This window comes from Methylocaldum sp. GT1TLB (assembly GCF_051027445.1).
GTDB lineage: Bacteria > Pseudomonadota > Gammaproteobacteria > Methylococcales > Methylococcaceae > Methylocaldum.
Genome location: NZ_CP194898.1, coordinates 3,894,801 through 3,918,022, shown reverse-complemented (window position 1 = coordinate 3,918,022; position 23,222 = coordinate 3,894,801). Strand labels below are relative to the sequence as shown.

23 protein-coding genes are annotated in these 23,222 nt (G+C 57.3%); 13 read left to right on the top strand and 10 right to left on the bottom strand.

The window, feature by feature from the left end; translation table 11 throughout:
• Nucleotides 1–10: 10 nt before the first annotated feature.
• The 5 genes from ACR2R1_RS17245 to ACR2R1_RS17225 form a co-directional block, all read right to left on the bottom strand.
• On the bottom strand, nucleotides 11–1,567 hold the full coding sequence (locus ACR2R1_RS17245) for a PAS domain-containing sensor histidine kinase (protein ID WP_434111113.1): 1,557 nt from the start codon (nucleotides 1,565–1,567) through the stop codon (nucleotides 11–13).
• A gap of 205 nt (nucleotides 1,568–1,772) precedes the next feature.
• Nucleotides 1,773–2,051, bottom strand: coding sequence for a c-type cytochrome (locus tag ACR2R1_RS17240; protein WP_434111111.1), 279 nt, complete (start codon nucleotides 2,049–2,051; stop codon nucleotides 1,773–1,775).
• Between the two features lie 271 nt (nucleotides 2,052–2,322).
• The gene (locus ACR2R1_RS17235; protein ID WP_086134943.1) at nucleotides 2,323–4,956 is read right to left on the bottom strand and encodes a PAS domain S-box protein; all 2,634 of its coding nucleotides are present in this window, start codon (nucleotides 4,954–4,956) and stop codon (nucleotides 2,323–2,325) included.
• Between the two features lie 440 nt (nucleotides 4,957–5,396).
• Nucleotides 5,397–5,768, bottom strand: a complete 372-nt coding sequence (locus ACR2R1_RS17230; RefSeq protein WP_077728601.1) for an exosortase system-associated protein, TIGR04073 family — start codon at nucleotides 5,766–5,768, stop codon at nucleotides 5,397–5,399.
• 149 nt (nucleotides 5,769–5,917) lie between these two features.
• On the bottom strand, nucleotides 5,918–6,613 hold the full coding sequence (locus ACR2R1_RS17225) for an SDR family oxidoreductase (RefSeq protein ID WP_434111109.1): 696 nt from the start codon (nucleotides 6,611–6,613) through the stop codon (nucleotides 5,918–5,920).
• A 133-nt stretch (nucleotides 6,614–6,746) separates the two neighbouring features.
• Between ACR2R1_RS17225 and ACR2R1_RS17220 the strand changes: the two genes are divergently transcribed.
• Genes ACR2R1_RS17220 through ACR2R1_RS17205 form a run of 4 tightly spaced genes read left to right on the top strand, consistent with a single transcriptional unit; the run spans nucleotide 6,747 to nucleotide 9,845 of the window.
• On the top strand, nucleotides 6,747–7,367 hold the full coding sequence (locus tag ACR2R1_RS17220; protein ID WP_077728599.1) for a DUF2076 domain-containing protein: 621 nt from the start codon (nucleotides 6,747–6,749) through the stop codon (nucleotides 7,365–7,367).
• A gap of 44 nt (nucleotides 7,368–7,411) precedes the next feature.
• A complete protein-coding gene (locus ACR2R1_RS17215) occupies nucleotides 7,412–7,765 on the top strand; it encodes a hypothetical protein (protein WP_434111106.1) in 354 nt (117 codons plus the stop codon).
• On the top strand, nucleotides 7,762–8,367 hold the full coding sequence (locus tag ACR2R1_RS17210) for a c-type cytochrome (RefSeq protein WP_434111104.1): 606 nt from the start codon (nucleotides 7,762–7,764) through the stop codon (nucleotides 8,365–8,367). Before ACR2R1_RS17215 ends, ACR2R1_RS17210 begins: the two co-directional genes overlap by 4 nt.
• Nucleotides 8,367–9,845 carry a cbb3-type cytochrome c oxidase subunit I gene (locus ACR2R1_RS17205; RefSeq protein WP_434111102.1) on the top strand — a complete coding sequence of 493 codons (1,479 nt, stop codon included), beginning with the start codon at nucleotides 8,367–8,369 and terminating at the stop codon, nucleotides 9,843–9,845. The genes ACR2R1_RS17210 and ACR2R1_RS17205 overlap by 1 nt, the downstream gene beginning before the upstream one ends.
• A gap of 153 nt (nucleotides 9,846–9,998) precedes the next feature.
• Here ACR2R1_RS17205 and ACR2R1_RS17200 read toward each other — a convergent pair whose 3' ends face one another.
• A complete protein-coding gene (locus ACR2R1_RS17200) occupies nucleotides 9,999–10,880 on the bottom strand; it encodes a hypothetical protein (RefSeq protein WP_434111101.1) in 882 nt (293 codons plus the stop codon).
• A 276-nt stretch (nucleotides 10,881–11,156) separates the two neighbouring features.
• On the opposite strand from ACR2R1_RS17200, the gene ACR2R1_RS17195 reads away from it, so the two are divergent.
• Nucleotides 11,157–11,462 carry a hypothetical protein gene (locus ACR2R1_RS17195; protein WP_139841128.1) on the top strand — a complete coding sequence of 102 codons (306 nt, stop codon included), beginning with the start codon at nucleotides 11,157–11,159 and terminating at the stop codon, nucleotides 11,460–11,462.
• 202 nt (nucleotides 11,463–11,664) lie between these two features.
• On the opposite strand, the gene mltB is transcribed toward ACR2R1_RS17195, so the two are convergent.
• The 3 genes from mltB to ACR2R1_RS17180 form a co-directional block, all read right to left on the bottom strand.
• On the bottom strand, nucleotides 11,665–12,855 hold the full coding sequence (mltB, locus tag ACR2R1_RS17190) for a lytic murein transglycosylase B (protein ID WP_077728593.1): 1,191 nt from the start codon (nucleotides 12,853–12,855) through the stop codon (nucleotides 11,665–11,667).
• Nucleotides 12,856–13,416: 561 nt separating this feature from the next.
• The gene (sodB, locus tag ACR2R1_RS17185) at nucleotides 13,417–13,998 is read right to left on the bottom strand and encodes a superoxide dismutase [Fe] (protein WP_077728592.1); all 582 of its coding nucleotides are present in this window, start codon (nucleotides 13,996–13,998) and stop codon (nucleotides 13,417–13,419) included.
• Between the two features lie 271 nt (nucleotides 13,999–14,269).
• On the bottom strand, nucleotides 14,270–14,731 hold the full coding sequence (locus ACR2R1_RS17180; protein ID WP_086134892.1) for a YybH family protein: 462 nt from the start codon (nucleotides 14,729–14,731) through the stop codon (nucleotides 14,270–14,272).
• Nucleotides 14,732–14,858: 127 nt separating this feature from the next.
• Here ACR2R1_RS17180 and ACR2R1_RS17175 point away from each other — a divergent pair, with 127 nt between their 5' ends.
• The 8 genes from ACR2R1_RS17175 to ACR2R1_RS17140 all read left to right on the top strand — a co-directional run bounded on the left by ACR2R1_RS17175 (nucleotide 14,859) and on the right by ACR2R1_RS17140 (nucleotide 21,914).
• Nucleotides 14,859–15,782, top strand: a complete 924-nt coding sequence (locus ACR2R1_RS17175; RefSeq protein WP_077728590.1) for a LysR family transcriptional regulator — start codon at nucleotides 14,859–14,861, stop codon at nucleotides 15,780–15,782.
• A gap of 66 nt (nucleotides 15,783–15,848) precedes the next feature.
• Nucleotides 15,849–16,322 (top strand): CYTH domain-containing protein, encoded by a 474-nt coding sequence (locus ACR2R1_RS17170; protein ID WP_077728589.1) that lies wholly within the window; start codon nucleotides 15,849–15,851, stop codon nucleotides 16,320–16,322.
• Nucleotides 16,323–16,402: 80 nt separating this feature from the next.
• Nucleotides 16,403–16,960 carry an SRPBCC family protein gene (locus tag ACR2R1_RS17165; RefSeq protein ID WP_077728588.1) on the top strand — a complete coding sequence of 186 codons (558 nt, stop codon included), beginning with the start codon at nucleotides 16,403–16,405 and terminating at the stop codon, nucleotides 16,958–16,960.
• 363 nt (nucleotides 16,961–17,323) lie between these two features.
• Complete coding sequence (locus tag ACR2R1_RS17160; RefSeq protein WP_077728587.1) at nucleotides 17,324–17,503, top strand: hypothetical protein; 180 nt, start codon at nucleotides 17,324–17,326, stop codon at nucleotides 17,501–17,503.
• A 43-nt stretch (nucleotides 17,504–17,546) separates the two neighbouring features.
• Nucleotides 17,547–17,930, top strand: a complete 384-nt coding sequence (locus ACR2R1_RS17155) for a hypothetical protein (RefSeq protein WP_240507080.1) — start codon at nucleotides 17,547–17,549, stop codon at nucleotides 17,928–17,930.
• A 477-nt stretch (nucleotides 17,931–18,407) separates the two neighbouring features.
• The gene (locus ACR2R1_RS17150) at nucleotides 18,408–19,802 is read left to right on the top strand and encodes a sodium:solute symporter family protein (protein WP_434111098.1); all 1,395 of its coding nucleotides are present in this window, start codon (nucleotides 18,408–18,410) and stop codon (nucleotides 19,800–19,802) included.
• A 9-nt stretch (nucleotides 19,803–19,811) separates the two neighbouring features.
• Complete coding sequence (locus tag ACR2R1_RS17145) at nucleotides 19,812–20,417, top strand: CPBP family intramembrane glutamic endopeptidase (RefSeq protein ID WP_077728585.1); 606 nt, start codon at nucleotides 19,812–19,814, stop codon at nucleotides 20,415–20,417.
• A gap of 183 nt (nucleotides 20,418–20,600) precedes the next feature.
• A complete protein-coding gene (locus ACR2R1_RS17140) occupies nucleotides 20,601–21,914 on the top strand; it encodes an IS1380 family transposase (protein WP_086135644.1) in 1,314 nt (437 codons plus the stop codon).
• Between the two features lie 170 nt (nucleotides 21,915–22,084).
• Here the strand turns inward: ACR2R1_RS17140 and ACR2R1_RS17135 are convergent, their stop codons facing one another.
• Nucleotides 22,085–23,215 carry an XdhC family protein gene (locus ACR2R1_RS17135; protein WP_434111096.1) on the bottom strand — a complete coding sequence of 377 codons (1,131 nt, stop codon included), beginning with the start codon at nucleotides 23,213–23,215 and terminating at the stop codon, nucleotides 22,085–22,087.
• Nucleotides 23,216–23,222 lie beyond the last annotated feature (7 nt).

Sequence of the window (23,222 nt, the reverse complement as noted above, 5' to 3'; positions counted from 1 at the left end):
CGGCGGACGGTCAACCCGAAAGGCTTTCGGATTTGTTCACGGCTTCCCTAAACAGCGAATCGGTCTCGAGAGCCGGCGCTAAAGCCGGTAGATATACGATAAATTCGCTTCCCCTGCCGGGACCTTCGCTTTTGGCTTCGACCCAGCCGCCATGCAATTCGACGATTTTCTGCACGATGGTCAGGCCCAGCCCCAGGCCTCCTTGCGCGCGGTCCAAGGTGCGTTCGGCTTGCGTGAAAAGCTTGAAGAGCTTGGGCAACAAGTTTTTCGGAATACCTTCGCCGGTGTCGCGCACCGAAATAATCGCTTCGCCGTTTTTCCGAGCGGCCGTCACCCAGATCGTCCCGCCATCCGGCGTATACTTCGCGGCGTTGTTGAGCAGATTGCCCACGACTTGCGCCAGGCGTACGGCATCCCCGTCCAGCCGCAGAGGGGCCTCGGGCAGCGTGAGCTTGAGTTCGTGATGGCGGGCCTCGATCAGCGGGCGGGCGGTTTCGAGCGCCAGCTCGATCACTTTATCCACTTCGACCGTAGTCTTATGCAAGGTGATTTTGCCCTGGACGATGCGGGAAACATCGAGAAGATCGTCCACCAAGTGCGCCAGTTGGTTGACTTGCCGGTCGATGACGTCGCTCGCCCAGGCTAGCTTGGGATGGGGCAGACCGACCTTCTTCATCACCTTTACGGCGTTTCGAATCGGCGCCAAGGGATTCCGGAGCTCGTGCCCCAACATGGCCAGAAATTCGTCCTTGCGGCGGTCCGACTCGCGCAGCGCTTCTTCCGCTTGCTTGCGCTCCGTGATGTCCAGGAAGGCCCCGATACATTGGCGGACCGTCCCATCGGCATCCCGCGAAAAAACCGCATCGCGCGACAAGCACCATATCCAACGGCCGTCCGCGGTCTTGAAGCGGTATTCGATTTCCGAAACGTCGCCATCCGCGATGCGCGTAAGATTCTCCAGATGGGCGACGACTCGCGCCTGGTCGTCCGGGTGAAACAAGGCGAAAAACGCCGGTCCGGGCAGAGTCTTGAGATCATCGAGCGTATAGCCGGTGAGCCTCGTATACTGGGCGTTGATGAAGGTATCGGTACCGGTCTTTACGTCGTAGATGTAAAGACCGTTCAGGGAAGACATCAGCACCTTGCGGGCAAAGGTTTCGCCATCCTTCAGCTTTTGCTCGGTCTCCCAATGGTCGACGATTTCTCTCTTCAGCTCCTTCTCGCGATCGATCACCGCTTCGCGCGCCCGGGCCTCCGATTTTTTCAAGCGATCGAGCACCAGGCTGAGCAGCATTCCGACGCTGAACAGCAGGAGCAAACGCAGTCTTTCGGCGGTTTCAGCGATATCCAGCGAATAACTGGGCTCGACCAAGAAGTACATGCCGACAAAAGTACTCAGGGCAGTGGCAAGAAGCCCCGGACCGAGCCCCCCGCGCCAAGCCGCCGGCAGTACCGCAACCAAAAACAGCAGCAGCGGCGGAGATCCGGCGAAAACCGGATTGAAAAACGCCAGAATGAGCGATACGGCCAAGGTGCCGAGTACCGCTATGACGTAGCTGTTCAACAAAAACCGTTTGATTTGAGTGCGCTCCCTGTTGAAAGCACTCCTTGCCGGTAAGTAGAGTTACCTAAATTGACGAACCTCGATAAGACCCCAAAGTTAAAGTAGAAGTTTCATCACTCGGGCCGATTTGCCCCCTTCTGACCGAAGTAATTGCACCGTTCCCGAAAATCCCGGCGGCGAGGTCGGCATTGCGCCACCCATTCGGCAGCTAATCGCCGCTCGCAATCTGCCTGATCATGTAATGGACCGCATCTCGAACGGCGTCGTCGCTTAAATCGGAATGGGCGCCTTTTTCCGGCATGCCCAAAAAACCTTTGGCCGCATGATCCGTCAGCAGCGACGGCAATTCCAGGGTCCGCGATTCCCAGGCTTCGGAATCGTCCAGCATGGGGGCCCCGTCTCGGCCGGAATCATGGCACTCGGCACAGAAGGCGCTATACACATACTTGCCGCGGGCGTAATCCGAGGGGCGGGATGCCGTCTGCATAGACGTTTTCGTCTCGGATTCCGCGCAGCTTGCCAAGATCAGGGCGAAAAAGACGACAGTAATCGGGCGTTTTAATACCATGCGCATAAGAAATCAACCAAGGTAAGGCTAAGTTAAGAAAGCTCTGAACAAATCCGCGCGCCGAGCATAACGCGCCTGTCGGGGAACGGCTCCGCCTGATCGCGACCTACGAGAGCCACATCGCTACAACGAAAAGGCCAGCATCCCTTGGAGCCGGGCGAACCGGACGCACCAAGCGAAGTTTGCCCGCTCAGCGAACCTGTAAATTCACCATGGTGATGTCGTCCGCGAACTCGTTCTCCCCGCTGAAGGTCCGCAGCTCGCTCATCAGTTTTCGAATGGTCGCTTCCGGCGATTCCGAGCGGTCGGCGGCGAAGATGTTGCACAATCGCGAAATGCCGAAGAATTCTCCCTGTTCGTTCTGCGCCTCGATCACGCCGTCGGTGTAGAGCAGCAATCGGTCGCCCGCCTCCAGAATGAGGCTTTTTTCCTCGAAAAACACGTCCCGCTTGACGCCGAGGATCAGTCCTTCCGCGTCCAGTTCGCTAACGGTCCAATCCCGCTGCCTCCGCAACAAGGCGCGGTTGTGTCCGGCGTTGGCATAGCGCAGCAGGCGTTCTCCGAGATCGTATTTCAGATAGAACATCGTGATGAAAAGCTCGGCCGCACTCAAATCCTCGTAAAGGAGATGGTTGAGTGCCCGCAACACCTCGGCGGCGCTCTGCGGAGCCGGATTGTCCGGCGTCCTTCGGGTCTCGGCTTTCAAGGTGCTGCGCATTTCGGTCATGATGAGAGCGGCACCGACGCTATGGCCCGATACGTCGGCCACGACGATATCGGCATTTCCATCGTAATGGAAGTAATCGAAATAATCGCCGCCGACGTGGCTCGCCGGGACGCAGACCCCGGCGATCTCGGCCATCGGAAGCCGCAGCGGTCTTTTCGGCAGCAGCGAGAGCTGAATGTGCTTGGCGATTTCGAGTTCGTGCCGTTCCTCTTCCGCCCGCCGGCGCTCGGTCACATCGGTCTGAATGCCGATGTAGTGGGTGACGACACCCTGTCCATCCCGCACCGGCGACAGCAGCAGCTCATTCCAGAAGGGAGTTCCGTTCTTCCGGTAATTTCGCAACACGACCTCGCAACTGGTTCCTTGCCTCAATGCTTGGCGAATCGTCTCTTTAGCGGCTTCTTCGGTTTCCGGACCCTGCAATATCTTGAGGTTTCGTCCCAGCAACTCCTCGCGCGAATAGCCGGTAATCCGGCTCAACGCCGGGTTGACGTAAATATTCGGGTAATGCGGCTGCCGGGCGTCGGCGATCACGATACCGACACTCGCCGCTTCGATGGCTCGCTCGCGCAAGCGCAGGGTATCCTCGGCTCGCTTGCGCGCCGTAATATCCAGATCCATGCCGCGCCATTTGACGACCTGGCCCTCGTCGTCGAATATCGGGGCGCCGGTGGATTCGGTGAAAACCTCGTGTCCGTCCCGGTGGCGGTAATGATTGATGAGCCTGTAAAAACCCTCGTGAACGCGTTCGGTCGGCGGCAAGGTCTCGGCCCAGTGTTGCCGATCCTCGGGAGTCAGGAGATCCAGGTAGCGCTTGCCGATGATTTCTTCGGGCTTCAAGCCGAGGATGGTATAGACCGAGCCGCTGCTGTAAACGTAACGGCCTTCCGGGTCCTGCTCCCACAACCACTCGCCGACCATCTCCGCGACTTGCCGAAAGCGCTCTTCGCTCTCCTGCAACGCTTCCTTGGCGCGCTTCTGCTCGGTGATGTCCCGCTGGGTCGCGAGATAACGGGTGACCTTGCCGGAAGCATCGCGGATCGGGGTGATCGTTTCGAGCGCCCAATACAGTTCGCCCGATTTTTTCCGGTCTTGAATCTCTCCCTGCCACTCTTTGCCGGCCCGAATCGTTTCCCACAGCCGCCGGTAAACCCCCTGCGGCGTCTGGCCCGACTGCAACAGCCGCGGGTTCAGACCGATGACTTCGTCGGCGCTGTATCCGGTCAGGCGGCAAAAGGCCCGGTTCACAAAGGTGATGCGACCTTCGAGATCGGCAATCATGATCGCGTTCGGGCTTTGCTCCACCGCACCGGACAGAATCGACAGGTATTCCTCGTTCTTTTTTCGCCGAGTCAAATCGTGGGTGATGCCGACGAATAAGCGGCGATTCCCTTGCCGAAGCTCGCCGATGGAGAGATACATCGGGAAAACGCTGCCGTCCTTGCGCTGACCGGCGACTTCGCGGCCGGTACCGATAATCTTCTTGATGCCGGTCTTGCGGTAATTGGCGAGATAGCCGTCGTGCTCTTCGTGATAAGGCGAGGGCATGAGCCGGTTGACGTTCTCCCCGATCAGTTCCTCCCGTTTGTATCCGAACAATCGCTCGGCGGCCGGGTTGAGCAATTGAATAATCCCGACATCATTAATGACGATGACGCCGTCGCTGATGGTGTCGAGTATCGCCCTGAGATTGGACTCCGTATCGAATACGCCGTCGCGCTTCTCGCACGGACCGATGCAGGTCAGGTGAAGAAGGTTCATACGGACGCCGTCTTCCTTTAGAGGCGTGAGTCTATACCGGGCACCAAATACCGTTCCGTCCTTGCGGCGGAACCGAGTCTCATTGGTATTGAAGAAACGTTCCTGCGCAACCGTCGTAGGCTTGCGATCCCAGCGGAGCGGCGTTGATTCCGCCGGCACTTCCAGTTCCGAAAACACGGATCGTCCGCGAAGCTCTTCTTCGGAATAGCCGAACAACTCCTCCGCTGCCCGATTCATGAAAACGACGTTGCCTGCCTCGTCGAGCATGCACACCGCGTCGTCGAAGCCGTCCAGCAAGGTTCGGGTAAACCGGTCTATCGATTTAAATCCGGACATCCCATCCGGAAACGCTGATGCTGGATTGCTTTTTTTTTCCTTTGGCATATACCGACCTATTCAGACAAAACCATCTGTTCGTCCTGGATCTGAAATATAGCTAGCGATTAAATGGCGACAATCAGTGAATTCCCGCGTTCCATGTTGTCGGCGGCGGTTTCGATGATTCGGAAAACCGCTCGAATTCCAGGCTGATAGGATAATTAGACCGGTCAACGCGGCTGATTGTGCTTACCTACTTGGACCTATTATGACCGGTATGATTTCGAATCGAGAATTATCAATGACGGGATCGATCTCCGCCTTAAATCGGCCGGAGACAACGCTGGGGACGGACATGAGGGCTGGGGTGAGTCGGCGCTCCATGCCGGGAGAACCTCGGTCACCCCGTCTTGCTTCGAGAAAGGCGGACCTTGACCAACGGTCCGCCGCGCTCCGACTTAATCTTTCAACTGAAAGACGGGACCATACTGCGTTTCGACGCCGAAGTCTTGCCACACGAAGGTAGGTTTCGTGATCGGTTGCGTAGGCAAGGGAAAGGTAATGACATCGACGAGGCCGGACGCGATACGGCCTAGAGTGTGCAACCCGCCTTTCAGAAACCCGCCGGAGAGCCCAAAAATGACGTTGGTTTCGTTCGTGGTATTGATCATGTTCTTGGGGAACTCGACCCATCCCATGGCCAGATTGCTCAGCCCCGAACCCAATTTCATGCCCACGTCATGACCGTAATTGTCCGAAGCCATCGACGCGGACGACATGACCAGCGCCGCCGTCGCCGAAAGGAAAATGGTTCTTATTGATCTCGACATGAGTGGCCCCTTGCTGGCAAACAGTGATTTTCGTGACCATAGCAACGAGAAAGTTCTTTCACCTCGAAGCTTCGCTTCGATCTTCCCGTGTTCCATGAAGCGTAGGCAAAGGTCCGTGTTTTTTCAAATGACACGCTTGCCGTCTTTCTTCACCAGGGAAGTTCGCGTCCGCGAAAATCCAGGAACCGCCCCGAGTCGCGGAGAGCGAAACCTTCGATCGTCCGCCGCATGCCTGCGACGCTTTCGGCCGGCGACGTCGGCGCGTTTGAACCGCCCATGTCTGTCTTCACCCAGCCGGGATGCAAAATCATCACACCTACCCCGCGGGGCTTGAGATCGATCGCAAGGCTCTTCATGGCGGCATTCAGCGCGGCCTTACTGGTGCGGTACATGATTGCGCCGCCGCTCGAGTTATCGGCCATGCTGCCCATGAGGCTGGTTATGGCGACCACCAACTTGCGCTCACTGCGCGAAACATGGGGAAGAAACGCCTCGATCATCTTGACCGGCGCCTCCGCATTGATCTTCAGAACCCGCGCCCAAAGCTCGTAATCGAGCGCCCCAAGGACATTCCGGCCGGAGTCGCCGTAGATTCCGGCGTTATTGATCAACACGTCGATCGTTTCGGACGCCTGGGCGTGCGCCAGCGCATCGATCTGGTCGAAATTTCCGAGGTCCAACTGATGAATGGAAACCGACGGATGATGGATGGCCAAACCCTGCAAATCCGACGCTTGCTCGGGACGGCGGCAACACGCCAGAACTTTCCAGCCCGCATCAGCGTATTGCCTGCAAAATTCGAGACCGATGCCACGATTGGAACCGGTTACCAGTACAGTAGCCATGCTGATTTCTCCTTTAGAACCATTTCATTGATTGCCCTGGCGCACGACAGCGGCGCCGTCCGTCGGACCTTGTAAAATGTTTGACAAATCCTTAACTTCAGCATCATTCAACATATTCCACGCGGAGACCCTGATGCACACCGAAGAACGACGTCTGCTGACCAATTTCCTCGACCAGCTCAAGCAAATTAAAGTATCCAGCAAAGATCCGGAAGCCGACACTCTCATCAATCAGGCCACGGCACAACAACCCGATGCCGTTTATCTGCTCGTACAGAAAGCGCTGTTGCAGGAAAGAGCGCTGAATGCCGCCAAGGCCCAAATCGAGCAACTGCAAAATCAGATCAATCAATTGCAGGTTAAAAGCTCCCAAGCGAGCGGTTTTCTGGGTGCGGACCCTTGGGGCACATCCCCCAACCGGCCAGCGTCCATGCCGCCTGCCGGTGGACCGCCGGCATCGCCCCATGCTACGAATATGGCCGGACAAAGCTCCGCCATGAGTTTCTTAGGTACGGCGGCAGCGACTGCGGCCGGAATCGCGGGCGGCGCGTTTCTGTTCCACGGCATCGAAAACCTTTTGCACCACGGTTCCGGCGGCGGATTCCTCGATTCGGCATCGACTTCTCCTGAAAACGTCGAAAACATCACCATCAACGAGTACTACAACGCTGACGAACCGGCTTCCGATTCCGGCTTCGACGACTCCGGCGATGGATTCGACGAATATGACGACGACGAATCGTTGGACGTGTAGCGCTCCCGGTTGAACGCACACAAGCGGACATCCTTGCACCGCCGATGATCGAACCGGTCGCGCTCGACGATTTCTTCGTTAACGTCTTCTCGGCCGCTACGATCATCCTCGCTGGCGCCTCTTATGCCGCGCTTTTTGCCTGGGGCAAGCTGGCGCGCCGTCCCGGATTCTTGATTTTGGCCTATGTCAGCTACGGCGTTCTGGCCGTCTCGGTTTGGCTGTTGGCGGAAACATCCCATTTCGAAGGCTTTTGGCGCATCATCGCCGGCCTCATGCTGATCGGCTACTTCGCCGCGCCTCAGGCGATCTGGCGGCTATGCACGGTCACTCATGCCGGCGAACACTCCGAACACGATCGTCCGATCATCAACCAACAACAAGAGGGGGAACAATCGTGAACACTACGCCTCTATGGGCATCCGAAACGTTTTGGAAAAAAACCGCCATCTGGGTGACGGCGGTTTCGTTTCTGCTGCTGATCGTCCTAACCTTCGACTCGATGGCCAAGGTGTCGGCCGGCAGCACCGCGCGCGTACCCGCCTACAGCGTCATCAACAAGAAGATCGATTACCGTCTCAACGCCAAGCTGAACCGCTACGTACCGGTTGTCGAAAGCGATGCGCCTCTGTTCGGCAAGACCTTGAGCGACGAAGAGGCGGAAAAGCTCGTGACCCTCGGCAAGAAGACCTTTCAGGCGAAGAACTGCATCAACTGCCATACGATTCTGGGGAACGGCGCCTACTACGCGCCCGACCTGACCAAGTCCTGGCTGGATCCGAATTGGGTGGACGAAGCCAACCGCGAGACGCTGATGCTGGCTTTCCTCCAGGACCCGGCCGGCAACGCCAGGTCGTACGGCACCGGGCGCAGGATGCCCGACCTCGGCATCACCGAAGACGAGGCCAGGGGACTGATCGCTTTTCTCAAATGGACGGCGGCCATAGACACCAACGGCTTTCCTCATAACTTCAAGACCCTATACGCACAGGAGAACCAATAATGAGCGTCGGAGTCCTTGACAGTCGAAATCTCAACGGCGGACAAAAGCTCGCGGTGAAATATTTCATCGTCGCGATGATTCTCTTTGTGGCGCAAATCCTGTTCGGTCTGCTCGCCGCCATTCAGTTCCTCGCTCCCGGCTTTCTGTTCGAAACCCTGGATTTCAGCGTGAACCGCATGCTCCACATCAACGCGATGATCGTGTGGATGCTGTACGGGTTCATCGGGGCCGTCTACTGGTTTCTCGAAGAAGAGAGCGGAGTCGAGATCGTCGGGCTCAAGCTCGGGGAGATCGCCTTCTGGGTGCTGACGGCCGCGGTCGGCGTCGTCGTGCTGGTGTATCTGTTCCTGCAAATCGGCGCGGGCGACGATACCACCCGGTGGCTGATCAACGAAGGGCGCGAATACATCGAGGCACCTCGGTGGGCGGATATCGGCATCGTCGCCGTCATGCTGGTGTTCTTCTACAACGTCGCGGGAACCTTTTCCAAGGGCCGCTGGTCCGGCGTCTCCGGCGTGCTCACACTCGATCTGGTCGCCCTGGTCGGTCTCTATCTGGCGGGGATGTTCTACACCACCAACGTGACCGTGGATCACTATTGGTGGTGGTGGGTGGTCCATCTCTGGGTGGAAGCGACCTGGGAGGTGCTGGTCGGCTGCATCATGGCCTGGAGCCTGATGAAGCTCCTGGGCGCCCGGCGCAAGATCGTCCAGACCTGGCTGTACATCGAGGTGGCGCTGATGTTCGGTTCGGGCATCCTGGGGCTGGGCCATCACTATTTCTGGATCGGCACCCCCGAGTACTGGTTCCCCATCGGCGGCTTCTTCTCCGCCCTGGAGCCGATTCCGCTGGTCGCCATGGTGGTGCACTCCATCTATGACGCCGGCGTCCACAAGTTCAAGAGCACCAATCATCCCGCGCTGGGCTGGGTGATCGCGCACACTTTCGGCAACTTCTTCGGCGCCGGCGTCTGGGGCTTCATGCACACCCTGCCGCAAATCAATCTCTACACCCACGGCACTCAATGGACGGCTTCCCACGGCCATTTGTCGTTCTTCGGGGCTTACGCCACGATCAATATCGCCTTCTTCTATCTCGCGGTACAACAGTGGCGCGGCAATGTGTGGATGGGCGCCAATCTCGCCGACAACGGCTGGAAGTGGAAATGGTCGATGGTCCTCTTGAATCTCGGCGTGGTCGGCATGACCGTGGCCCTGCTCATCGCCGGCTACGAGCAATCGTTCATCGAACGTGCTATCGAAGGCTCGACCTGGAGCGGTTATTTCGCCGCCCAGACCCACCCCTGGTTCACGCAGGCCATGTTTTGGCGGCTGATTTTCGGAATCGTCACCGCCGTCGGCCTGGTTCTGCTGATCTGGGATCTGGCGACCATCGGCGCTCGCGAAACCCGGCCCGCGCTGGTCATCGAACGGCCCGAAGAGCCGGGAATCAAGGCGGCTGTTGTGGAAACGGCGTAATTCCCGAGGGCATTCAAATGAACGTTCGCTGTAGGGCGGGTTAGCCCTTCGACAGGCTCAGGACAGGCCCTTCGACGAAGCTCAGGACAGGCTCCGCGTAACCCGCCGGTGTGGGGTTCTTCGGTGGGTTACGGCCTTCCGGCCTAACCCGCCCTACGAGGCCCGCGAGACCGCCCGCTCGATCAAAGCCGCATCGGCCTCGCCGAACCCGCCGTCGATGAGACGCAGCATCGCTTTCTCGGCGGCCGGCGAAAACGCCCAGCAACGGCTCAGGGTTTGCAGCAGTTCGGCTAACTCGTCCCCGGCTGCGGACGACAGCGTTTCATGCGGCGCCTTCCCTTCCCGGCGCAAGATGCACTCGATCAGAATCGCGCCCAGGAAGCGCAGGCTGTGAATCACGTGGGTATTCATGTCGCTGATCAGGTAATCGAACTTCTCCGCAAAAACCTTATCGCCCAGATAGGGACTGAATAAACCCTGCCGAACCGTCTCCCGAAGCAACCCGAAAAATTTCCTCTGTCCGTCGTGGACATTGGGGTCGTGGAAGAACTTGAAGGCATGTTCGAGGTCGTGCACGAAAAAAGCGAAACCGTTCGGCTTCTTGAGAACCGGCCGCAAGAGCCGCGGATAATCGGCCACGACCGTGACCGGCCGCCGGCCCGTCGCCTGCATCTCAAGGACTTCTCCGGGCGGCGGAATCCGCTCGGTCAGCAGTAGGGGCCATTCGCCGCGCAACCACGCCGAGAGCGCCACCGAAGCATTCGGGATAAGACCGAAAAAGTGATAACGCTCGATCCGATCGACCAGCACCCGCTCCAATTCGCTTCCGGCCGATCGGTCGAAATCCGCCAGCCAACTTGATGCGTCCGGCCTCGGATCGCTCTTGACCTTGCGCGACGCGAAACGCGGTCCGTGCATCCCGATCTGCCAGATAAAGAAATACAGCGCCGCATAGGCGGCATCGCTCAAGCCCCCGGAACGCCAACGTGCGGTCAGTTCGGGAATTCGGACCAATCGGTCGGAGAAATTCTGCACTCGCGGTCTCGTGATATGCCAATTTGACCTTATTGTCGGCCAGACGCCTTTTTCGACAAAGGATTGTCAACCCACGCTTCTTGGATCAGCTCAGGGGAGAGCCGTGGCGAGACGAAAAACATATCGAAATGTCCGTGCTGAGCTTTCTGCCAAAAAGAGTAAGAAACATGGAAAAACGAAAACAACTAAAACTAAGACATATCATGCCCTGGTGCCTGGTAGCCCTGTTCGGCCGGGCCGAAGCGGCAAGGAGGAAAAGCCGCCTCCTCGCCCGCGATATCGCTTGCCGCCGCGACATCGAAGAAAGTCGCGCTGCGACTCGTGGGGCTGCACTCCACCAACGGCACCTTCGCCATCAAGGACAGCGCCGGAAACCTTAAATCCGTCACGATCTATGTTCAGGACGGGCGCGCCCTGCCGACCCCGAAAACCGTCACCAGCGTAGACATCTCTCCCGGTCAGCGCTTCGACGTGTTGACGACACTCCCCACCACCAGCGGAACCTGGTATCCGCAAGTCACTTACAAACGGCTGCGGGACAATTCTCCCTATGCCACCGTCTACGGGAAGATAACGTTTTAACAAATCTTCCTTCTCCGATTTATTCCAAATCGCCTTCAATAAGGAGCTCATTTTTGTAGGGTGGGTTAGGCCGTGAGGCCGTAACCCACCGAGCGACCTCGAATCGGTGGGTTACGCTGCGCTAACCCACCCTACGATTAAAGTTCTGGGGGAAACCGAGAGCCAATCGTCCGGGTCGTTGAGCCGAGAAACGCGCTATCCGTTACTGCAATAAAGCCACACTCTCGAAATAACGGCGCTTGATCGCCTGGGCGAGCTGATGCACGGCCATGGCGTAGTGGGTGCTGTGGTTGTAGCGGGTGATCACGTAGAAGTTTTGGTGACCAAGCCAGTATTCGTCGCCGGAGTCGGCGCTGAGGCGGAGCAAGCGCACCGTGGAATCGCGGCCTAAGGCGGCGACGGGTTGAATGCCGTAGCTCGTCAAAGCGGCCAGGGAATAGCGGGTATCGAACCCCGATTCGAGATTTCTGGCCATGGCGCTGCCCCGGGCGGCGGTCACCACCGGTTCGCCCGGCCGCCAGCCGTGGGCTGCGAAATAATTGGCGATGCTGCCGATCGCATCTACCGGATTCCACAAATCGCGGTGACCATCACCGTCGAAATCCACCGCCCATTGCAGAAAACTGCTGGGCATGAATTGGCCCAGACCCATCGCGCCGGCATAAGAGCCTACCGGATAGAACGGATCGACCCGTTCGTCCCGTGCCATCAACAGGAACTTTTCCAGTTCGGTCTTGAAATAGTCTCCCCGGCGCGGGTAATCGAACGATAACGTGGTCAGCGCATCGATCACCCGATGGTTGCCCACATTGGCGCCGTAAATCGTCTCCACTCCCATGATCCCGAGAATGTACTCGGGCGGCACGCCGTACAGCGCGCCGGCACGCTCCAACGCCGAAGCATGACGGCGCCAGAAGGCGGCCCCGCTGGAGATGTGCTTCTCGGTAAGAAACTTGGAGCGGTAGCGCGACCAGGCTCCGGGGCGCGGCTGTCCAACCGCATCGGCCTGTTTACCCAGGTAATCGAGCGTCCACTGTTTACGCTTGGCTTGCGAAAACACGCCGCTCAGATACTCGCGGGAAAATCCGTGCCGGCTGACCATGTATTCGATGAACTGTTGAAGCGCCGGGTAGCCGGCGTAATCCCCGGTGATCCGGAATGCCCGGTAATGACTGCCTCCGGATGAACTGCGGATCGAAGGGTAGGATGATTCGGGCCTACGCCGCGCAGCCGCGGAGGCTTGTGCGGACGAGTTCCGGGATAGCCGGGTCGGAGGAGAGACATTGGCCTTACCGATTTTTTTCGGCGACTTCGCGGGCGGCCGGCTAGCACAGCCGGCTACCAGAAGTGCCGCCAATAGCAATAGGACCAAGGGTTTCAGCTTTACGGTCATGGGCGTTTCGGAACGGGGAGGAGCACGGGTTGGAGGCTACATATCACACGTAGGATTACCTATTTGTCAACGGCCATGCACAAACAGTCTCTCGGCTTATTCTTGGCCGTGCTCCTCCCCGGCCGCCGAAGCGCAGCTTTCGCCGCTCGGAAACAAGGAAGCTCTGATTAAGTTTTTCGATGGGCTCAGGACAGGCTTGTCGAATGCTCTCGTGAGCCTGTCGAAGGGACATGAACGGAATTCACTTATTCAGAGCTTCCTTAACTGTAGACGTTTGCGCTCTTCCCTCCGGGTGGATTGCACTGGCCACTGCGCTCCCTGATTAGGCGACAAAAAAGCCGTTAATCGAAAACGATTAACGGCCTCGTAAAATGATTTGGATCGACGAACTGCCGATCCGTTATTTATTATTAACCCGGCCTATAAATATAGGCCGGGTTAATCCGGGGCAGGGATGCCCCGGCGCGGCGACAAGCCGCGTGAGCCCAGGCCGGGCGTGTACCGGGCCTGGGCGCCGGCCCGAAATACCAGGAGGGTATTTACGGGCCTGATTAATAATACCTAAACGCCGAAATTCTTCTCGACGAAATCCCAGTTGACCAGGTTCCAGAATGACTCGACGTATTTCGGACGGGCGTTGCGATAGTCGATGTAGTAGGCATGCTCCCAAACGTCGCAGGTGAGCAGCGGCGTTTGATTGCTCGTCATTGGGTTGCCGGCGTTGCTGGTGCTGACGATCGCGAGACTGCCGTCTGCGTTCTTCACCAGCCAAGCCCAGCCCGAACCGAATGTGCCGATGGCGCACTTGGTGAATTCTTCTTTGAACTTTTCGAACGAGCCGAACGATTGATTGATCGCGCCGGCCAATGCTCCGGCGGGTTCTCCGCCGCCGTTAGGTTTCAGGCAATTCCAATAGAACGTGTGATTCCAGACTTGAGCGGCGTTGTTGAAAATACCGCCCGAGGATTTCTTGATGATGTCTTCCAGGGACAGATTCTCGAATTCGGTCCCGCCGATCAGGTTATTGAGGTTGGTGACATACGTCTGATGATGTTTACCGTAATGGTATTCGAGAGTTTCTGCAGAGATATGCGGCTCCAACGCATTCTTGGCATAAGGTAACGGGGGAAGTTCATGAGTCATCAGATTCTCCTTTTGTCTATTGATAAAATCAGCACACCCAATCGTGTCGACGGGTGAAATTCCAACTTAAATAGTAGGGAATATAGTCTAACATCCGAAAGGCAACGCAAAAAGCATGTGAAGCATCGATCGACATGTCCGTCCTCTTTTCCTTTGACAAAAAAAAGAGCTTCCCATGAAGCTCTTTTTCGGAATACCTGATTCTCAGGTCGATTTCGGACCATCGCTGTTTTTACCTCTCAACAGGTGGATTGGCCATTCTCTTTAGACTTTAAATCTTGTGGTTACCGGTCCATTGCTGGACTTGCGCCTTCCAGCTTCCGTCCGCTTGACGTTTCAATACACTGTAAAGTACCCCGTCGTAGCGATACTTCATCACTTGCGACGGACCTTGCAGCGTCTTGATGTCGGACAACTTCGTCGTTGCGACGATGGTATCGTCCTTCTCGCCGCGCACATCGACGACATCCATCGCATAAACGCCTTTCTGAATCAGTGTTTGCCAAAACGCGCGGATTTCGCCGACACTTTTCGATACTGAACCGTTAGGCTGTACCAGCATTGCATTATCGGCATACAAAGACAGAATCTCGTCGACTTTGCCTTTGGCGAAAGCGGCATTCCACTTTGCAATACTGGACTCCGCAATTTGTCTAACATCTTCGGCTGCCTGGGACGCTCCCGTTCCCGAGGCGGCGAATAATGCGACTATCAGTCCTAAGCTACGTCTCATGTGACCACCTCCTGAGGCTAAAACTTTTTGCCCACGACTGTAGACTATAGAGCAACAAAGTTGGTTTACAATATCTAATAACCTTTACGAATTGTTTCCATAATTAAAATTATCAACTCGGATCACCATGGATAAATTGACTAGCATGTTGGTATTCACCAAGGTCGCGAAAGCCGGGAGTTTCGCTTCGGCTGCCAAAGAACTCGGACTGTCCCGAGCCATGGCGACCAAGCACGTGATGCAATTGGAAAACGGCCTCGGAATCAGGCTGTTGAACCGCACGACCCGAAACCTCAGCCTCACCGAGGTTGGAATGGTTTATCTGGAACGCTGCCTGCAGATTCTCGACGAAATGGAAGAAATGGAAATCGCCGTCACCCGGTTGCAAACGGAACCCCGCGGAACTCTCAAGGTGAATGCGACGCCGTTCTTCGGCGCGTACCATTTGGCACCGGCGATAGCCGCCTACATGGAGGCGTTTCCGGAGGTGAACGTCGAGCTGGTGCTGCAGGCGGGCTATATCGATTTGATCGAGGAAGGATTCGACCTTGCGATTCATCTCGACGAAATGCGCGATTCCAGTCTGATCGCCCGCAAGCTGGGCAGCTCTCAGCGTATCGTTTGCGGCTCGCCCCAGTACTTCAATAAGCACGGAATACCCAAGACGCCGGACGATCTCCGTAAGCACAACTGCTTGACCAACTCCAGCTTGCCGCCGCGCGACCAATGGCAGTTCAGCATACCCGGCGGCGAAACCACCGTGGTCAAGGTCACCGGCAACATGGAAGCAAATGTCGCAGATGCCTTGCGCATGGCCGCGATCAACGGTCTGGGCTTGGTGTTGCTGCCGACTTATATGGTCGGCCAGGACATCCGCAAAGGCAGACTGAACCCGGTGCTCACCGATTACGTACCGGCGCCCTTGGAGATTCATGCGGTTTACCCGCATCGCAAGCACTTGTCGGCCAAAGTTAGAACCTTCGTCGATTTCTTGAGCGAACGGTTTCATCCGAAACCCTACTGGGAAGACTGGGCGGATGCACAGGAATAAGCGCTGCATTCGGATCGCGGCTCTCGACCGAGACCGCATCACCTTCTTCCACGGCAGATATCGACGATGGCGCTTGAAATCGAACGTAAATTTTTGGTCCTAAACGACAGTTGGCGCAATTCGGTCAGGGATTCCGCCTATTTTCGTCAGGGGTATCTCAATAACGAAATCCATTGCTCGGTCCGGGTGAGGGTTTGCGGCGACCGGGCTTGGCTCAACATCAAGAGCGTTACCATAGGTACCCAGCGGCAGGAGTTCGAATACGAAATTCCGGCAAACGACGCTCACACCATGTTGAGCACCTTGAGCCGCAGGCCCCTAATCGAAAAAACCCGGTACTTCGTCGACGTGGGGCCCCATACATGGGAAATCGACGTTTTCGAGGGCGACAACACCGGCCTCGTGGTCGCGGAAATCGAACTGGGAAATCCGGACGAAACGTTCGAGAAACCCGGCTGGTTGGGTGAAGAAGTGACTTACGATCCGCGTTATTACAACACGAGTTTGTCGACGAACCCCTATAATAGCTGGCAAGATTAAGTCCAGCGGAGGAGCGTTCCTCCGTCGTTCTTCCGGACTCTCAACGGAAATTTGGCTTCCTGGCCGCCGGGGTCGGCAATATGACGACTTTTTTCTTCATCGTGCTGCTATTCGCCGTCTTGATCTTGGCGGCGACGTTCGTCGGGAGAAAATTGCCGAAAACCCATGTGGCCGCCAGCCGGATCCGCCTTAGCGCCCCGCCGAATAAGGTTTGGGACATCATCAATGATTTCGAATCTTACGCGACGTGGCGGCCGGGATTGCACCGTACCGAGCGCGGTCCCGATATCGACGGGCTGCCCAGTTGGTACGAAATCTGTTCCCAGCATAGCCGAGTACATTTTCGAGTAGTCGAACGTAAACTGCCTTCACGCCTCGTCACCAAAATCGTCGGCGACGACCTTCCCTTGAGCGGTACTTGGATTTACGAACTCGAAGAAGACGGCGACGGTACCGTTTTGACCATCACCGAGCAGGAAAACATCCATAATCCGCTACTTCGATTCTTCGACCGTTTTGTAATCTGTTATTACGGCGTCATGGATGTCTATCTGATTGCCCTGGCGATTAAGCTAGGCGACTCGGCCAGACCGCAACACCTCAGCCTCAAAATCGACGATTCGAGCATGACCGCCTGATCCGTCGGCGTAAAGACGCGCCACGTGATTCGGAGACGGCTGTCGTGAGCGGATATCGATCACGCCGGCGACCTCATCGCTCGCCCAAAATAATCGAAGCGCCCTAGTTGACAGGACTTACAAGCCGGGCATAAAGTATTGACCCGATACCAAAAGCAGCGGCCGGGCGTTCCCGCATGCCCTGCTGCAGCCTGAAAAGTATCGATAGGGCCCCGTTTTCCGGGTTCCAAAACGGGCTTCTTCGTATTCTAAACGCAGAAACCGCAATGACCTTATACCTTTTATCGGCATCTGCGGCAACTCTGGCTCCTAACAACCCCTGGCCATTGAAGGCCAGCTTATAACCGGATTAGGGTGAAAAAAATGAATGTCGAGAACCAAGCAGTAAAGAAAGATTATTTCTGGATTTATGTCGCTCTCGCAACGATCGCGCTGGTCGGCGTCATCGCGATGGTGAAGTTGAGTGAAAACGACAAATACGACCCGATTCGCCAGCAACTGTCCGAAGAGGCGGCCCAAATGAATATCCGAGTTTTGAACTAATCGTCGCCTCGTATTACGAGACCACCATCAAGAGGTCACCTTCATGAGAACAAGAGCGTTAAGTTCCAAATTACTTTGCGTGTTGGCCGCCGTCTTCTTTTCCTGCGGCACGGCGTTTGCGGCCGAATATATAGAGCGAACCCTCATGGGAAATACGATACCGGCGCAAAAATGTGCCGTAAAGGACGAAGCCTCGCAAAAAGCTACCGATAAGTACACCATCGACAAATTCACAAGACGGTTCTGCGAAACGCAAGGCTACGGATGGTATGTTTCCGAAGCTAAAGACCAAGGGAAGCTGGTTTGCGAGGAATGCAGCGGCGATGCCTCCGGAGCAGGTAAATACAGATGCCACGTGGAGGATATCGTCGTAGCCTGTAAGCGCCTCAAACCGGGCTCGGTAGGGCTGTTTCCCGGAGAAGGTTAAAAAAGGTTAAAACCGATCGCCCCCGCTGAACTCGGCAGTCAGGCGAAAGCTGCCATCGGTTCAGCGGTTTCCGGCGATATGCCGCAATAATATCGCCAATATCGCCTGACGTTTGCCTTTACCCCCTCGTCGACGGCGATGACAAACACCTAGAATACTCGGGCAAAGGCTTCAAGCCGAGTTCCCAAGCCCATGCCCAAGCCCCTGGTCTGCCAGACAAAGCAAACTCTCCTTCTAACAAAAGCGAGACGAGAATGGCGCCAGGCGCGATTAACCGACCTGTTCGACGAACGTCCGACAACGGTTCGGCGCGTATCAGCCGAGAATTGACCGCTTTCCAGGGCGGATATTCTTCCATCACATCAACCCTTTACGCGTATTCGACGCATCACAGCGCAAGTTTTAATCTGTGGTGCCATTTTCCGTTAGAATTACGCGCCCATCGCTTCACCAATTTGCCTTAGTGTGCTGCCGCCCATGAATATCGTGCTGCTCGGCATCGTCGCCTACATCCTGGTCCAGCTGCTGATCGGCATGCTGGTGTCCAGACATATATCCAGCGAGGACGATTATCTTTTAGCCGGCCGTAGGCTTGGGCTTAAGCTAGGCACTTTCACGGTTTTCGCCACCTGGTTCGGGGCGGAAACCTGCATCGGGGCCGCCGGATCGATCTACCAGTCAGGACTTTCCGGCGGGTCTGCCGATCCTTTCGGCTATGCCGCTTGTCTCCTTCTGATGGGACTCTTTTTCGCGGTGCCCCTTTGGCGCAGAAAACTCACGACTTTGGCGGATATGTTCCGAATCCGTTATTCCCCCAAAGTCGAGCGGCTGGCGGTGCTTATGCTCGCCCCGACGTCCATCATGTGGGCCGCGGCACAGATTCGTGCGTTCGGACAAGTCATTTCGGCCTCTTCCGATTTCGAGGTCGAAATCGCCATTACGATAGCGGCGACGGTGGTCATTATTTATACGGTTTACGGCGGTTTGTTCGCCGATGTCATCACCGACCTGATCCAGGGCATCGCGCTCATCGTCGGCCTTGCCGTTCTTTTTTACGCCGTAACCAAGGCCAACGGCGGCTTAGCAGAAAGTTTCGGTGCGATCGAGCCATCTCGACTCAGGCTGTTCGGCGGCGGCGAGAAACCACTGCTGGAAGTGATTGAAACTTGGGCGATACCGATCACCGGCTCATTGTTCGCTCAGGAGCTGTGCGCACGCATCCTGGCGAGCCGCTCCCATCATGTCGCCCGAGCGAGCTGTCTGGCGGGAGGCGGACTGTATCTGCTGGCCGGATCGATTCCGGTCTTTATCGGACTGCTCGGCGTTCACCTGCTGCCGGAACTCGAAAATCCGGAGCAGATCCTGCCGAGACTCGCGCAAGAGCACCTCTCCACTTTTGCCTACGTGCTGTTCGCCGGAGCCCTGATTTCCGCGATTCTCTCGACCGTGGACAGCGCCCTCCTCGCCGCCTCGGCTCTGGTTTCCCACAACCTCGTGATCCCTTTGGCGGGAAACGTATCCGAATCCGGCAAGGTCCGCATTGCCCGCACCGGCGTGTTGATCTTCGGTATCGTGGCCTATGTGTTGGCGCTCTACGCCGAAGGCGTGTATGCGCTTGTGGAAGAGGCTTCAGCTTTCGGCGGCGCACCGATTTTCGTCGTTATCCTGCTCGGCTTGTTCACTCGCATCGGCCAAGCCAAAAGCGCTGCCGCAGCGTTGGTCGTCGGCATGACCGCATGGCTCATCGGCAGTTATGCGCTGGAGCTGGCGACCCCTTATCTGGCATCTCTGGCGGCCAGCCTAATAGCCTATCTTTCCGTGGCCGTTTGGGAAAATCGTACCTTGAATACGGCTGCTGAAGCCTCCACATGATGTGAAACCATGTTAGACCAACAACCCCCCACTCGATATAACCAATTCCTGAAGATCGCCACCTGGTTCGAAGGCGGCCTGATTCTCCTTGCCTACGTGATAGGCTGGGCGGTTTCGATCAATCCGTTGGCGCATATCGGATTCAGCCCGATGGCCTTGGTTTGGGGCATCGTGGGCACATTGCCCCTCTATTTGCTGTTTGCCCTGTCCTATAACCTGCCTTGGAGCGGCATGCGTGCGGTAAAGAACTTCTTGGTAGAAAAACTAGGGCCTTTTCTGAGCCGCTATCGCTGGCAAGAATTGCTGTACCTGGGCTTTTTGGCCGGCATTTCCGAAGAAATCCTGTTTCGCGGCCTGCTTCAGCCCTGGTTCGAACAAAACTGGGGATGGATAGGCGGCATCGCCTTCAGCAACTTGGTATTTGCCCTGGTGCATTGGGTCACGCCTCTTTATGCACTGCTTGCCGGACTTACCGGCGTTTATCTCGGGATCGCGCTCGATTTCGGCGGCGAACGCAATCTGGTCATCCCCATTCTCATCCATGCCATCTACGACTTCCTGGCTTTCATCGCCGTGGCACAGACCTACCGTCGGGAAAAAAGCCGGTCGTTCTGATCCGCTGGTTACTCGGGCCCATGTGTCGGCAAAGAATTGCCGACCTACGTCTGGCCGAGAATTCCCGCGCCGGCATCTCGCGGAAAGCGCACTAGCCTGGATATTTCATGAAAGGAGGGGTGGCGGAATCGAAAAGCCCTTAAAATTCAACTGCTGACATCGAATTTGTGAGGAGATTCCGCCGTGACACATTGTACCGGACAAATCGAGCTGTTTGCGCCCGTGGCACGCCGCCGCATCGATGTGGCCTTCGACGGGGGCGCTGTGACCAGCGATGCCGGAGTGCTGCTGTTGCGGCAGGTCGATCGCAAGCTGGGTTTGCTGGACAGCGTGGCCCAACGCTTGAAGGACCCGCGTGATCCCAGCCGGTGTGCCCACGCCGTGCTCCACCTGCTGCGACAGCGGGTTTATGGCCTGTGCCAAGGCTATGAAGACCTCAACGATCACGACACCTGGCGCCATGACCTGGCGTTGCAGACGGCCTGTGAACGGCTGTCGCCCGGTGCCTCCAGCCCCACCTTGTGCCGCTTGGAAAACCGGATGGATCGGGCGGCGGCCCTGGCGATCCATGAGGTGTTTGTCGAGCAGTTCATCGCTTCATTTCCGACGCCGCCGGATCAGCTCATCCTGGATTTCGACGCGACCGATGATCCGGTCCATGGGCATCAGGAAGGCCGGTTCTTCCATGGCTACTATGACCACTATTGCTTCCTGCCGCTTTACGTCTTTTGCGGCGATCAGTTGTTGGTCAGCTATCTCAGGCCCTCGAAGATCGACGCGGCCAAGCACGCCGGGGCGATCCTGAAAGCTCTGGTGCAACGGCTGCGTGCCGTCTGGCCCGAGGTGAAAATCATCTTCCGGGCCGATTCGGGCTTCTGCCGACGGCGGATTCTGGCCTGGTGCGAACGCCACGGCGTCGGTTATCTCGTGGGCCTGGCCAAGAACAACCGCCTTTTGAAGCTTGCGGCGCCTTGGCGCCAGGCAGCGCAAACCCAATTTGCCGCCACCTCGGAAAAACAGCGGGTCTTCGGTGAGTTTGCCTATACCGCCGGCACCTGGAAACACCCCCGCCAGGTGATCCTCAAAGCCGAGCATGGACCCCAAGGCGAAAATCCAAGGTTCCGGGTCACCAACCTGGCGGGCGACTCCCAAGCGCTGTACGAAGACGTCTATTGTGCGCGGGGCGACATGGAAAACCGGATCAAGGAACAGCAACTCGGCTTGTTCGCGGACCGCACCAGTTGTCACGTCTGGTGGGCCAACCAATTCCGGCTGCTGCTCGCCTCGCTCGGCTACCTCTTGTTGGAAGCCCTTCGTCGCCTCGGCCTCGCCGGTACCGAACTCGCTCGGGCGCAGTGTTCCACTCTCAGGGGCAAGCTCCTCAAAATCGGTGGCGTGATCCTTCGAAATACCCGTCGCATTCGCTTCCTGTTGCCGAATGCTTACCCCTGGCAGGCGCTGTTCTGGCACATCGCCGAGCGCTTTGCCCCCGGCTGAGCCGGGCCGAGTGGGTTCCCCGGCACGTTGATTCTCTGGGGGTAAGGGGGACGTTTGCCTGAAATTCAGACTTTCACCCCAAACGAGCACTCAACACGCCTTTTTCTGGTCCCGAACCCAGAACGCGACCGGCCTCCTACCTTCACTGAGGTCCTGATGAAATATTCAGGCTAGGCCCGGCTATCGTGTATCGGCGCTTCGCGGTACTTGAGGGGTGCCCCCGAACGGTCGGACGAGACGGCCAGGATTTCGGCGATGATGGACAAGGCTACCTGTTCCGGCGTTTCCGCGCCGATGTCCAGGCCGACGGGACCGTGGAGGCGACCTAGTCGAGCTTCATCTAAGCTCAAACCGTCTTGGGCCAATTCTTCGAGCATCTTTTGAGTGCGCTTACGCGGACCGAGCATGCCGATATAAGACACTGGCGAATGCAACAAATGGGCGAGAATGGCCCGGTCGTGATGATAATTGTGATTCATTACCACCGCCGCGCCGGCTCCTTCGAGCGAAATCTCGTTCGCCACGGCGTCGGCCCGGCACAAACGCACCTCGTCCGCCATCGGAAAGCGCTCCCGTGCGGCATACGCGGGGCGGCCATCGACTACCGTGACATCCCAGCCCAGCCGTTTGGCCAGATCCGCCAAGGGAATCGCGTCATGGCCGGCACCGAAGATGATCAAAGCCAACGGCGGCCGGATCGCCTCGACGAAAATCTCGAGCTCGCCCGAACCGCTGCCGTAAGTTTTTAGTTCCGATCGGCCGCTGCTCAACACCATCCGCGCATCGTCGACGATTCGCTCGGCATACGGGCTTTGTCCAAGTTCTCCGCCGATGGTGTTATCCGCGCCGATCCATAGACGCTCACCCGATCGGTGACGAAGATCGCCTCCGCAGCCGACGACCACGGCCACCGCTAGCGGTCGCCGTGATCCGAGACTATTTTCGACGGCCTGAAGATAGGCAGGAATCTCCCCTTGCAACAGCGGTTCGACCAGGACGCGGATCACGCCGTTGCAGCCCAGCGCCAGTCCGAACACCAAATCCGCATCGGAGGTATGGTCGTAAGTGACGACTGCCGGCCGACCGTCCGCGGCAATGTCTTCGGAGCGGGCGCAGATATCGGCTTCCAGGCAGCCGCCGCTGACACAGCCGACCGTCGAGCCGTCTTCCAGAATCAGCAGGCGCGCGCCGGCACGCCGATAGGTGGAGCCTCTAGCTTCGATCACCGTTGCGAGGGCGCGCGGCTTCGTGCCGTCCTTGAGTGCGGACAGGATGTCCTGCAATTCCTTGCTTTGCGACATGGGGATT